Annotated in this window: 12 protein-coding genes; 8 read left to right on the forward strand and 4 right to left on the reverse strand. The window is 43.8% G+C overall.

The features are described from left to right. Entirely contained in the window at positions 1-4,086 is a 4,086-nt protein-coding gene (locus GPLA_RS12585) for a PilC/PilY family type IV pilus protein (protein WP_040514680.1), read from the forward strand. Between the two features lie 28 nt (positions 4,087-4,114). Next, positions 4,115-4,561, forward strand: a complete 447-nt coding sequence (locus GPLA_RS12590) for a type IV pilin protein (protein WP_040514696.1) — start codon at positions 4,115-4,117, stop codon at positions 4,559-4,561. 38 nt (positions 4,562-4,599) lie between these two features. On the opposite strand, the gene GPLA_RS12595 is transcribed toward GPLA_RS12590, so the two are convergent. Beyond that, entirely contained in the window at positions 4,600-5,172 is a 573-nt protein-coding gene (locus tag GPLA_RS12595) for a GspH/FimT family pseudopilin (RefSeq protein WP_007105306.1), read from the reverse strand. 110 nt (positions 5,173-5,282) lie between these two features. After that, on the reverse strand, positions 5,283-5,675 hold the full coding sequence (locus GPLA_RS12600; RefSeq protein ID WP_007105307.1) for a type IV pilin protein: 393 nt from the start codon (positions 5,673-5,675) through the stop codon (positions 5,283-5,285). A gap of 227 nt (positions 5,676-5,902) precedes the next feature. Here GPLA_RS12600 and GPLA_RS12605 point away from each other — a divergent pair, with 227 nt between their 5' ends. The 6 genes from GPLA_RS12605 to GPLA_RS12630 all read left to right on the forward strand — a co-directional run bounded on the left by GPLA_RS12605 (position 5,903) and on the right by GPLA_RS12630 (position 11,117). After that, a complete protein-coding gene (locus GPLA_RS12605; protein ID WP_007105309.1) occupies positions 5,903-6,421 on the forward strand; it encodes a GspH/FimT family pseudopilin in 519 nt (172 codons plus the stop codon). Next, a complete protein-coding gene (locus tag GPLA_RS12610; protein ID WP_007105310.1) occupies positions 6,415-7,047 on the forward strand; it encodes a hypothetical protein in 633 nt (210 codons plus the stop codon). The genes GPLA_RS12605 and GPLA_RS12610 overlap by 7 nt, the downstream gene beginning before the upstream one ends. A gap of 34 nt (positions 7,048-7,081) precedes the next feature. After that, positions 7,082-8,161 carry a hypothetical protein gene (locus GPLA_RS12615; RefSeq protein ID WP_007105311.1) on the forward strand — a complete coding sequence of 360 codons (1,080 nt, stop codon included), beginning with the start codon at positions 7,082-7,084 and terminating at the stop codon, positions 8,159-8,161. Then, positions 8,162-9,826, forward strand: a complete 1,665-nt coding sequence (locus GPLA_RS12620; protein WP_007105312.1) for a prepilin-type N-terminal cleavage/methylation domain-containing protein — start codon at positions 8,162-8,164, stop codon at positions 9,824-9,826. Between the two features lie 97 nt (positions 9,827-9,923). After that, positions 9,924-10,754 carry an ammonia-dependent NAD(+) synthetase gene (gene nadE / locus GPLA_RS12625; protein WP_007105313.1) on the forward strand — a complete coding sequence of 277 codons (831 nt, stop codon included), beginning with the start codon at positions 9,924-9,926 and terminating at the stop codon, positions 10,752-10,754. Positions 10,755-10,778: 24 nt separating this feature from the next. Beyond that, positions 10,779-11,117, forward strand: a complete 339-nt coding sequence (locus tag GPLA_RS12630; RefSeq protein WP_007105314.1) for a P-II family nitrogen regulator — start codon at positions 10,779-10,781, stop codon at positions 11,115-11,117. 70 nt (positions 11,118-11,187) lie between these two features. Here the strand turns inward: GPLA_RS12630 and GPLA_RS12635 are convergent, their stop codons facing one another. Together GPLA_RS12635 and ygfZ are read right to left on the reverse strand one after the other, a co-directional pair. Further along, entirely contained in the window at positions 11,188-11,673 is a 486-nt protein-coding gene (locus GPLA_RS12635) for an FKBP-type peptidyl-prolyl cis-trans isomerase (RefSeq protein ID WP_007105315.1), read from the reverse strand. A gap of 68 nt (positions 11,674-11,741) precedes the next feature. After that, entirely contained in the window at positions 11,742-12,701 is a 960-nt protein-coding gene (gene ygfZ / locus GPLA_RS12640; RefSeq protein ID WP_007105316.1) for a tRNA-modifying protein YgfZ, read from the reverse strand. Positions 12,702-12,715: the final 14 nt, after the last annotated feature.

The raw sequence follows: 12,715 nt of genomic DNA on the forward strand, positions 1-12,715 counted from the left end.
ATGTTGCAGTCTAGAGTGTTATTTTTGCTGATTTGCCTGATCTCATCGGCGCACGTATTGGCAGACGATCTGGAAATATACTTCGGGGCCAGTACCGAGCAAGTTAAATACGATCCTAATGTGCTCTTTATTATGGATACATCTGGAAGCATGACCGCAAACGACGATACCAATGAATCGCGAATGCTCAGAGTGCAGAATGCGTTAAAAGAAACATTACGCTCGGTCACGAATGTTAATGCTGGATTGATGCGTTTTTCGGATTACGGTGGACCAATACTCTATCCTGTACGTCCTATTGATGACACTGTATCACCGGAACTCATTACGCCGATTGTTCAAGGTATTGATGATGCCACAGAGCGTGCTGGCTCAGTGAGTCTGACTAATAGTAGCTTGACCCTTTCCGCAGGGACTGAGCGCATCTATGCAGGGCTGCGTTATCAAACACTGAACATTCCCCAAGGTGCGACAGTGACAAGCGCTTATTTACGTTTCAGTTCTCGCGGCTATGATGCGTCAGCCACGCGCATTGATATAGCGGCAGAGCTAAGTGCTAATTCAACGCCTTTTGACAGCACATTGCAGAATATTAGCAATCGCGAACTCACCTCGAATCAAGTGGTATGGGAACAGAACAATAATTGGCCTTCTGTCGGCGATACCGTTGCTTCTGTTGACTTTAGTTCGGTGATCCAAGAAGTGGTTGATCAAAGTGATTGGTGCGGGGGAAATGACCTCAGTATTATTTTGATCACAGACGGCCTTAGTGCCCAAAGCAATCGTGTGGCCGACAGCTTCGAGCAAGGCGGGGGGTTATCACCACAATTGGTGGTGGTTTATGACGATACGACGGCAACTGGCTGTATCACAGGTGATTTAACCTATCAAATTGATAGTCAGTCGAATAACGCTGAAGAGCGCTCAAACGGCTATCCGTCAACGGGTAGCGAATTAACGTTTAACCCTAACAGTAATGATTATGTTGGTTTGCGCTTTCGCAACATTGCTTTGCCTCAAGGGGCAATCGTCAGTAATGCCTATCTAGAATTCACTGCTTATCAAAATAGTCAGAACAATAGTACCTCTATGACGATACAGGCGGCAAATGAGGCAGACCCAAGTAGTTTTCAAAATTACTCACGTTACTTACTGAGAAATAAAGCGAAAACGGCGTCCGTGACTTGGAGTGGCATTGGCCGCTGGTATCGAAATCGCGATTATCAAAGTCCGTCGGTGGCAGGTATCGTCAATCAGTTGGTTAATCGTGGCGATTGGCAGTCAGGTAATGACATGATGTTTATTTTGTCCGATTTTAATAATGCACGTGGCGCTTACACTTACTCAGAGCGCCCATCAGGTGCTGCAAAGTTAGTGATTGAATTTCAGGGAAACGCTACCCCAGGACAAACCTCTACCGTACGTGAGCACCTGGTCAGTAAAGTTGATGAGTTAAGCGCAAGTGGTTATACACCTATTGTTGATACGTTATACGAAGGTGTACTGTATTACGGTGGTTTAGATGTGGATTATGGGTTAAACCGCGGTAATAATTCCGTATCGAATACCGTTAGGCGAAATACTCGAGTCAGCCATAGACTTTCGTATGTCGGGCAAGATGCGACACTGCCTTCAGGGTGTGAAGAAGACAATTTAAGTTCATCTAATTGTATTACCCAACAAATTCCCCAGGGCGCACGTTATATTTCCCCAGTGACGGATCGTCAATGCCAGGTGAATAACCATATTGTTTTACTGTCCGATGGTGAGGCTAATAATAATCACAGTGTTGACGAGATAGAAAATTTACTCAGTGCTAGCTGCACCGGTAGCGGCGGTGAGAAATGTGGTTTGAGTTTGGTACGAAATGTCGCCGACTCAGAAGAGTCCGTTATCGATAGCCGCATCATCACTCATACAATTGGCTTTGCCGCTAATACCCAGGCGAATAGCTTTTTGAATCAAATCGCTCTGCAGGGTGGTGGTGGCTTTTATCAAGCCGATAATAGCCAAGAGTTACTCGGTGCGTTTCAATCGATTTTAAAAACGGTCAAAGACGTGAATGCAACCTTTGTTTCCCCGGGTGTGGCAGTGAATCAATTAAATCGTTTAACGCACAAAGATGAATTGTATTTCGCCTTGTTCAAACCCTCTGAAGGAAGCAATTGGCCTGGCAACTTAAAAAAATACAAGATAGATGGCGATACCATTCTTGATAAAAATGGTTTGCCTGCGGTGGATGATGGAAATGGCTTCTTTTCCGAGCAGGCGCACAGTTATTGGTCTGTATTAACCGATGGCAATGATGTGCGTCAAGGTGGTGCGGCGAGTAAGATGAGCCTTGCGCGAAGTCTGTTTACTTTTGCTGTGCCTGGTGCACTGTCTAATAGCGATAACCGGTTGCACGAAAGTAATACAAATATAACTGGGCAAGCATTAGCCATTGATATGCTGGACGATGCTAGTACAGTGCGCAGTAATCTTCTTAAGTGGGTGAGGGGCGTAGATTTAAAAGATGATGATGGTGATGGTGACACCTCAGATATACGTTTACAAATGGGCGATCCTATTCATTCACAACCTGTTATTGTTAATTACTCAGCGAATGACAGTGCCATTTTTGTGGCCACGAACCAAGGTTTTTTACACTCCTTTGATGCGCAAAGTGGTAGTGAGAATTTTGCGGTTATCCCCCAAGAATTACTCACCAATTTATATGAGTTTTATCGAGAAAATACCACTTCAAATCATATTTATGGCTTGGACGGGGATCTGGTTTTACGCCATTTCGATAACAAAATCTATCTCTATGTGGGTATGCGTCGAGGCGGCAGAAATTATTACACCTTTGATATTACCAGCAAAACCAATCCCCTTTTAGTCCATCAAATCATCGGCGGAAGCAGTGGCTTCGAAAAACTGGGGCAGTCTTGGTCGCGGCCTACGGTAACGAAAGTTAAAGTAGGTGAAACGATACGTAATGTACTTATTTTTGGTGGTGGCTACGACGTCGAGCAAGATAATAAGCTGGCGCGCAGTGCTGATACATTAGGTAATGCGGTTTTTATAGTAGATGCTGATAGCGGTGAATTGATTTGGTCAGCGAGCAACAGTGGGGCCGATTTACTGCTAAATGATATGCAATATAGCATTCCGGCTCGTATTTCGGTCATTGACAGAGATAATGATGGTCTAGCAGATCATATGTACGTGGCGGATCTAGGCGGGCAACTGTTTCGACTCGATATACACAATGGAACTGGGCGAAGCGATCTGGTCAGTGGTGGTTTGCTGGCGGATCTAGGCGGTGATCTCGCGGAAGACAACAGACGTTTTTATTACGCACCAGACGTTGCTCAAATAAGCAGTGTTGATCAAAATTTTTATGCGGTGGCGATTGGCTCTGGATATAGAGCGCACCCGTTAAATTCTGAAATCCAAGATAGCTTCTTTATGTTAAAAGATTTTGGTGTTTTTGCTCTCGATGAGCAGGGAAAGTATGGCTTACCTGAAAGTGCATTCACCCGAGACAATTTGTACGATGCCACGGCGCACCTGTTAACGTCTTCGGATGAATCTGTGCAATCTGCACAGGCAGAGCTATTTGCTAATCGAGCTGGTTGGCTGGTGGATCTGGCAAGTGGCGGTGAAAAAGTATTGGCTTCGCCGTTAATATTAAATTATCAGGTATTTTTTACCACTTACCTGCCCGCAACCGCTAACGACAGCCTTTGCGCTCCGCCAAGTGGCAATAGCCGAGCTTATTTAGTCGAGTTGATTAACGGTAACGCGGTAGTTGATTTAAATAATGATGATCAAACCACCCATCAAGATAGATACGCTAATTTGAAGCAAACGGGTATCGCTCCAGACACCAAGATTTTAATTGAAGATATTCTGCAGCCTGTTGTGTGTTTAGGTACTGAATGCGCTTCAGCGGTCATTGAAATGGATGAGCAAGGGGATGAAATAGCATGCACATCAGCATTTGGTTGTTTAGCGCAAAATATCTATGGTCGCTTTGAGCGGATCCAAAAAAGTAGTTGGAAAACTGAAATTGAAATTGAAAGACAAGAAAATGAATAAAACACATACGGAATATCAAGCACAGTCAATGGCTTGCAGTGGTTTCTCCTTAATGGAGTTGATGATAGCCGTTGCCATTGTGGGTATCGTCAGCACCGTAGCGTACCCAAGTTATCAGAGTTATGTTGTCGACAGTAAACGCAGCGTCGCTCAAGCTGACTTGATGGGATTTGCAGGGCAATTGGAGCGTCATAAATTAGCTAATTTTAGCTATGCAGGTGCAGCACAAGGCGGCAGTGATACGGGAGTACCCGTTATATTCTCATCACATTCCCCGGCCAGTGAGCCCACAGCCTCTAAAGCATATAACCTGACGATTGATACGTTAACAGGCAGTGGTTCAGCTTATCGTATTAAAGCGCAGCCATTAGTGACAAGTCATGGCGCGTTATATTATTACAGTGATGGGCGTAAAGCGTGGGATCAAAATGCGGATGGCAGCTTAACGACCGCGGAATTTTGTTGGCGATGTTAACCGACAAAAATATAACTGACTGATTATCAGCTTTCCTATCATGAACAGCTTAATGCGTTGCCATTTCGGTCTTCATATATCCTGTTGTTGTCGCTGTCTTGACTGGTTTTTACCCGCCCCTGTAAACTAACCATTAGTGCACGATGGGCAGACGCTTCACTGCCGCAAAACAGAATGTCTGCATTATTACTCGCGCCACCATTGGCTAAAAAACGCAGCGAAAATTGCGGCCCTTGCACTGAATGGCTGCTTTTTTCTATCCCCAAGGAAGCCAATAATGGCTCATTAGTGTTGCGTTGCCCATCAGCATTGGAATCAACAAAAACGATTTTTGCTTGGCTCCAGTTATTTGTACACACCTGATAATCGCTGCTCGCGCACATGATGGTTTCGACTTGATTGTCGATGGCGTGACCCCGGGCAAATTGTGCCAACGCACTAATTTGATTCATTTGGGCGGCAATCGCATTTTGCGAAATCGTCGCTTGTAAGCTAGGTGCTACACTTGCAGCTAGGACAATAACAATACTGACACTCACCATTAATTCAATGAGTGTGACACCTTGTTGGGTAAAAGGTTTTTTCAATTCGGATAGATAAACATTTTTCATCTTACTAGCTTATCGCTAATGTGTTTAGAATTACGTATGCACCAACACGTTAAGGTATTAAAAGCCGATTTATCGTTACAACTTTGGTCGCGTACTATTTCTGTGTAGAGCTACTTTGGCCAGCAACTTAACGGTTGTCGAAGCATAGATTGATCGATGCTCAATACAGTGCAACCACTATCCGTCAATTGTTGTTCTAAAGCTTGGGCCTGCAGCGTGAAGGTCGTGGCCGATATATTCGATACGCTAAATTCATACAAGTCGCTTACCGGAGGAGGCAATGCAATGGCATTCGCATATAGGTTGTGAGAAATGCGATAGCGCTCTTGTTGCAATTGCCATTTTAATAAGCTGTTTTGAGCGTCAGATCGGCGACTTTGGGTAATATGACTTTGGTAACTTGGTAGTGCCACCACTGCCAATATACCGACAATGGCAACGACCATCATCAGTTCAAGTAATGAGAATCCGTTGATGCGATAAATAATGGGTAAATGTTGCATGACGTTTCCTTGTAATTTGCTGCTCTTCACTGAGTTTTTTAATTGTTGAGTAATATATTTCTCAAACTTGACTATATTTATAAGCACAAATTTTATTTTTCGCTACGTAAAATGCAGTCAAAGCCCTATGTAATCGGCAGTACTGGCATAAGTTGATTACAATGCTCTTCGCTTTTGTTTGCGCGTTAACTTTCACGCTGTACCTTATTTTATGCACACGGATCGTCATGAAAACTTACCAAGGAATGTCATTGTTAGAGCTGATGGTGGTGATATCTATTAGCATGATATTGATGACAATCGGTGTACCTTCTCTTCTTGGTTCCAAACAAAAATTACGAACAAAGCAAGCAGCACAGGCGAGTTATTTTTTAATGCAACACGCCAGATCAAGTGCTATTGCATCAGGGCAGGAGATGTTTGTGAGCATTAATAGCTCCCAAGCATGGTGCTTGGGCTTAAATGTATCTGAACCATGTGATTGCCAATTGGCAGACAGCTGCACCGTATTTGGTGTTGAGTCACGTGTTCAATATATAGATTTCCCGGTTGTGGCCCTTTCTCAGTTACGCTTTGGTCAAAACAGTAGTGCTGTATTTGATGGTGCAAGAGGCATAGCCATGGGAAATTCTGGCTCTGTTGTGTTTGGCAGTGGTGGTGACGAGCTCAAGCTGATAGTCAGTAACATGGGCCGAGTTCGTTTGTGTGTGCAGGCCGGTGATATACGGGAGTACTCACAATGTTGAAGCAACTCAAAAGTGTTCAGGGCAGTTCATTGATAGAGCTGATGATTGCAATGTCTTTAGGTGTGTCGGCGTTATCCGCATTTTCTGCCTTTATTGGATTTGGGATAGGGGTAAACGCGAATTTACTCACGTCTTCACGCTTGAATGAAGAATTTACTGTGGTTACACAGCTTTTAGCTCGGGATATTGCTAGGGCAGGGTTTAATGGCAGTGCGTCTATACAGATAACAGATCCTTTGGCGGCAACTCAGCCTTTCTTAAATTCATTGAATGTGGGGCAATATCCAGACGAAAATGCGCAGAGTTGTATTTTATTTGCGTATGATCGTAATGCCAATGGTGTACTCGACACGCAAAATGGCAATGAGAATTACGGCTATCGTTTGCGCAGTAATGCCATAGAAATGCGCACAAATGGGGCTCAGTGTGACGCAGGTGGCTGGCACGATTTAACGGATCCTAATGTGGTACAAGTCACGCGTCTTCATTTCACCTTGCATGAATTTGTCAGCGGCGATCGCGTGCTCACTCAGGTTGAGATGAGTCTTGTCGCGCATTTAAAGCATAAACCGGATATTTCGCGCCAAAGTACATTACGTTTTATGGTGAACAACCATGGCCAATAAACATGTTTGCCGCAAAAGGCAGCTAGGAGCAGTCATGCTCGTGAGCGTTTCACTGCTATTAGTTATTGCTAGTTTGGTTACTGTGCATACCGGCCGGGTCAAATCTTTAGAACATAAAATATTACTCAATAGCCAGAATCAGGTACTGTCAGTCGCCGCTGCACAAGGTGGATTAGCTCATGGCATAAGCCGTATGAAAACTGATCCCAATTGGTTAGGAGAAGAGCATAGCGTCATAATGGAAAATAGTACCCGGGCAATCGTGAGGGCTGATTTTAACCAAGTACAACGCAACGATATGAACACACGCTGGGCTACTATTGAGTCTACTGGCCTATCTCCTGATGGGCTGAGTCGCCACAACGTAAGTGAACAAGTACTGCGTTATCCGTTATTAAATATTATTCCTAAGGCGCCTTTAATAAGCACCGCGCCCGTACCCGAAGCTCTTACACTGACATTAGGGGCAAACCCTAATGGAGGTGGCGTGGGCGTACCTGTTTCTATTTGGAGCGGTGAAGGTATTACGGACCTGAGTATTAACAGTGCAACCTGCACGTTGCAAATATTTGATGAAAACCGATGTGCCTTAGATGCGTACTCTGATCATACGCAAATCAGCAGTGATATTTTATCTCGTCATGAACAATTTCCTATCGACGTGCTGCAACACTATTTTCATATCCGTATGCCAGATTGGCAGTTTTTAAAAAGTGAAGCATCAAAGATAGTTAACGATTGCGAAGAGGCGACGTTGGGCGATAGCCGCGTTATTTGGGTGCACGGAGATTGCGAACTGGATGTTCGTCAGCACATTGGCAGTGAGCACACTCCGGTGATTTTAATTTTGGCTGAGGCTGCCTTATTGATGCCGAATGAAAGCCGTGTTTTTGGTATGGTGATATATATTAGTACCCACCTTCCTGCTGTGCCTAAGCGTATTGTAATGGCAACTGGTGCCCACATAAGCGGTACCTTGCTGTTACTTTCATCCATTGATAACGATATGAGCCAGCTCGTTATTCGGTATCACACTGATTTATTAGCTAGATTGCAGCAAGATGATGATATGCAGCGTTTGGGGAAAATCAGCGGTAGTTGGCGAGATTTTTAGATGAAAATTCAGTCAGGTTTCAGCTTGCTAGAAGTGCTTATTGCAACGGCCATTATGCTCTTTGGGATTGCAGGTTATGTGCAATTGCAATCCCACTATATAAAGTTGGATCACACATTAAATCTACGCCAACAAGCACTCACATTAGCGACGAAAAAATTAGATGACTTAAATAGTTTTAGTGTGCTGCAAAGGAGTGCTGGTCAAATTAGTTATCAGGATATTAGTTCTGATACGGGAGGGCTCATTGCTGCTGGGGAAATTAGCGTAAATCTATGGCGGGAACAGACGCAAACGATTCCTTTCGATTTACATTGGCGTGTGACCAATATGTATTTTGTCGATACAGACAATGATGATGAAGCTGACACTTGGTTGCCCGAGGGCAATGCTAACTTACCTGAAACCTTGCCAGCCATTGCACCTAAAAAAACATTACTCATTTCAGTAAGCTGGCAAGATCAGTTTGGTGAAGCCCTTGAAGTTACTCTGAGTAGTCAATTGACACCAGTACCCTTCGCACGTAGCGCACAGGCAGCAAATATGAACTTAGGCAGTGACACCCCTTTGCGCGTAATTTATCAGCCACCGATAGATGATATAGATGTGCTGCATAATGTGAGTTCAACGCAAGCGATACAAGGACGAGCACCCATTATTGACGCAGTCGGCGAAAATATCACGGTTGAAATTGAACAGACTCGCTTTGAAATTACCATACCGGAATATGAAAAAACCAACATCGAAAACCAACTTATTGTTAATTGTAATTGTCGACTAGCGGAACCTGGTTTAGGGAAAACGCCCGCCATGACAGTCATTGAATCTCAGGGGTTAGTCACCAAGTTAGGCCAAAATGTCATTAAAGGGCGGGGAACCGCTGCAAACGCCCAGCATTTCCAATGTGACCAATGTTGCAATAATCACCATGACAACCCTGATTCGGTGGCAACACAAAATTATTACCGTCTAGAGAATGGGGCTGCACACCATCACTATAAACGACTTGGTGAAAACAGTTTTCAAGAGGCGACTTTGGCTGGAGACGAATATCAAGAAGTCTGTCGTTTCAAACAAGTTGATGGATTTTATCATCTGGCAGCAGATTGGGAGTTATTGTCTATCACAGAATTCGAAATTCGCCATTTACACCTTGAAAATAATCAAAATGCCTACACCCATTTCATTAGGCAGAGATTAAAAGCATATATTCAAGGTAATGGCGTTTTGCCGCAGCTTGGCGGCAGAGATATACAGCTTCCAACCGGGCAATTTCAAATGGTAGGGCGTGCATTATATATGGAGCGTTTATACCGTCAGGATACTGAATATCTTAATGAAATTATTATTGATGGAGATGAAAACTGGTTAGCGCGAGTCCCGTTTTATGATGTGAATGTTACTTTAGTAGCAAATTGGCATTCGAGCGACGTTCAAACCGTAAATATCCTGCAACAAGCGATACAAACTGTTGAGAATGTTGAGCAAGATTATTATGCTAGTTACCAAAGAGGCGTAATTGAAACATTAATGTTAGGTCGAAGCAGAATTCATGCATCGATGAGTGGTTCTAATAGCGGTGTGGTTGGGCATAGCCCCTTGTCACCGTTTGAAGCGTCACGTACTACCGACGGTAGTGGGATTGAAGTAAATGTTCAGCCTTAACGAATACTGCTAATGCTTGTTAATTGTATTGGCAAATTAAAAGTGAGCTATACGTTTGTCGCCATTAATATCGGTTTACCCATAAAGTGAGAATGAGATGCACAAACAAGCGGTTATTGATCAAATGCGCGTGAAACCGCAAATTGATGTCGAGAGTGAAGTAACAATACGTGTAGAATTTATCAAAAACCAATTGATTACCTCAGGATTGCAAACGTTGGTTCTTGGGATAAGTGGTGGTATTGACTCATGCACGCTTGGGCGAATGGCTCAGATTGCAGTGAATCAACTGAATTCACAGTCAAAAAAAGAGTACCAATTTGTCGCCGTGCGATTGCCGTACAAGGTACAAGCTGATGAAGCTGATGCGCAGCTTTCCATTGATTTTATCCAGCCTAGTCAGTCGATCTCGGTCAATGTGCAGCCTGGAGTTGATGCTATTGATGAACAAACTACTGAAGCACTAAAACAAGCAGGGTTATTACCCTCGAATGATAACAAGCGTGATTTTGTAAAAGGCAATGTAAAGGCCAGAGCGCGAATGATTGTTCAATACGAGATTGCGGGTATGTTAGACGGACTGGTTTTAGGCACAGATCATTCAGCCGAAAATATTACCGGATTTTATACCAAGTACGGTGATGGGGCATGCGATTTAGCCCCACTATTTGGGCTGAATAAACGCCAAGTTCGACAGATTGCTAGCTATTTAGGCGCACCAGACAATGTCGTTAATAAGCCACCTACTGCTGATTTAGAAAGCTTAAGTCCGCAAAAAGCTGACGAGCAAGCACTGGGAATGAGTTATGATAATATTGACGATTTTCTTGAAGGGAGGCCCGTGCCACAGCAAGTGACTGAACGCCTATTGGAAATTTATAAAAAGACGCAACACAAGCGTGTACCCATTCCAACAATTTATGATTAAGCACACCATCTGGAGAATTACAAAGTGAAGAAAATCGAAGCGATTATAAAGCCGTTTAAAATGGATGATGTGCGTGAAGCACTTGCCGAAGTGGGTGTGAGTGGCATGACGGTTACTGAAGTAAAAGGCTTCGGACGTCAAAAAGGGCACACGGAATTATACCGTGGGGCTGAGTATAACGTAGATTTTCTGCCAAAAATGAAGCTCGAAGTTGTACTTCCTGAAAGCCAAGTAGAGTTAGCGATAGAAGCGATTATGAAAACAGCTCAGACAGGTAAAATAGGTGATGGTAAAATATTCGTTTATGAAGTAGAGCGAGTCATCCGAATCCGTACCGGAGAGGAAAATGAAGACGCGGTTTAGCTGTGTAGTGCTATGATTTAATAATAAAAAACGAGGCTAGCGGGCCTCGTTTTTTATTGAATCAGGTGTGTTAATGAGTATGTTCACATCCATCACCCGAATGAGGGTGACCATGGGCAATTTCTTCTTCTGTCGCGGAGCGTACTTCTAATATTTCTACGGCAAAGGTCAGCGTCAAGCCAGATAATGGGTGGTTGCCATCAACCACAACGATTTCATCATCTACGTCAAGGATCATGACTGATTGTTCGCCCTCATCGGTTGTAGCTCTGAATGTCATACCTGCTTCAATTTCCATACCTTCGAACATAGAGCGCGGTACTTCCTGTACGAGAGTATCGTGACGTTCGCCATATGCTTGTTCGGGCGCGATATCAACAACGAACTTTTCACCAACCTGTTTGCCTTCCAAATGGTCTTCTAACCCTTGAATTAGGTAGTGACTGCCTTGCAAAAACACCATCGGTTCGGCTTCTTTTGATGAGTCGATTTGAGTGCCATCTGGGGCATTCACAGTGAAATGCATAGTAACGACTGTGTTGGTGGTAATATTCATAGAGTATCCATAACGATTGTTGGCGAGCACATGAAATACCCGCCGATTAAAAATTTAGTATTAGTTTATTATTCTAATGAATATGGTAAGGATTGCACGGTAAATACCGTATCAGGGTGGGCTTTTAAGCGCATTTGTGAATTTACTTCCGTGTCATTTGCGACAACCGCCAAAAGCCAGCACTCTTCTCCTAAAGAAGCTGCACGTAACACAGTGCCGCCTCTGCGCCAGTTTTCGCCCGCAGGGGCTTCGAGAATATCGCCAGCAATGACATTTGCCGCTTGAGACGCTTTAAGTATAAATGCGGCACGTTTGTTTTTACCTAAAAACTTGGTGCGTGCCACTACTTCTTGGCCCATATAGCAGCCTTTGCTAAAATTGATCCCTTCAACCGCTTGCAGATTCATCATTTGCGGTACAAATTCGTTGCTCGTTACGGTACTTAATTGCGCGAGTCCTGCTTGAATATCAAGTACTTCCCACAAGGTGCTATTAGCAAACACGAAACTTGAATGTGCTGCAAGTTTTGCCTGACCGTCTTTAGAAAGAATGAGCATAAATCGAGGATTGGGATAGGTCAATGCCATGACGACGCCGTTGGCATTGCTGAAGGTTTGCCGATGTTCAAACGGTACATCACCAAATAATTCACTGATCGCCGATTCCAATTGTGGGCCTTGCCCTCCAAAACATGCCCATTGTTCTGTTTGCTCTGAAAAGTCGACTTTGGCAAATACGCCGTATTTTTTAAGTTCAGGCAAAGACACGGCGCTACTTTCTTTGTGGCTCACTAAAAGTACCGACTCATCATGCGCTAACGCGTAAAAAACATTCCAAGTCTTACCTTTAAAGTCACAGTGGCAGCCTAGAAGGGCTTCATGAGCACTCAATTGTGTCATATCAGTAGTGACTTGGCCTTGTAAGTACTTAATGCGTTCTTCACCACTGACGTTTACTACGCTTAAGTCGTCTAATAGGCAAATGAAATCAGCTGGGATATTGGCCGCGGTATCGATAGTGTTTATCACAGGTTCTTATCTCT

Origin of the sequence: Paraglaciecola polaris LMG 21857, from assembly GCF_000315055.1 — a bacterium.
GTDB lineage: Bacteria > Pseudomonadota > Gammaproteobacteria > Enterobacterales > Alteromonadaceae > Paraglaciecola > Paraglaciecola polaris.

Coding starts and splice junctions, on each gene's coding strand:
- GPLA_RS12610 (WP_007105310.1), top strand. CDS start 6,415: ATGTTGAAGCAACTCAAAAGTGTTCAGGGCAGTTCATTGATAGAGCTG.
- nadE (WP_007105313.1), top strand. CDS start 9,924: ATGCACAAACAAGCGGTTATTGATCAAATGCGCGTGAAACCGCAAATT.
- GPLA_RS12605 (WP_007105309.1), top strand. CDS start 5,903: ATGAAAACTTACCAAGGAATGTCATTGTTAGAGCTGATGGTGGTGATA.
- GPLA_RS12590 (WP_040514696.1), top strand. CDS start 4,115: ATGGCTTGCAGTGGTTTCTCCTTAATGGAGTTGATGATAGCCGTTGCC.
- GPLA_RS12615 (WP_007105311.1), top strand. CDS start 7,082: ATGCTCGTGAGCGTTTCACTGCTATTAGTTATTGCTAGTTTGGTTACT.
- GPLA_RS12600 (WP_007105307.1), bottom strand. CDS start 5,675: ATGCAACATTTACCCATTATTTATCGCATCAACGGATTCTCATTACTT.
- GPLA_RS12585 (WP_040514680.1), top strand. CDS start 1: ATGTTGCAGTCTAGAGTGTTATTTTTGCTGATTTGCCTGATCTCATCG.
- GPLA_RS12620 (WP_007105312.1), top strand. CDS start 8,162: ATGAAAATTCAGTCAGGTTTCAGCTTGCTAGAAGTGCTTATTGCAACG.
- GPLA_RS12595 (WP_007105306.1), bottom strand. CDS start 5,172: ATGAAAAATGTTTATCTATCCGAATTGAAAAAACCTTTTACCCAACAA.
- GPLA_RS12635 (WP_007105315.1), bottom strand. CDS start 11,673: ATGAATATTACCACCAACACAGTCGTTACTATGCATTTCACTGTGAAT.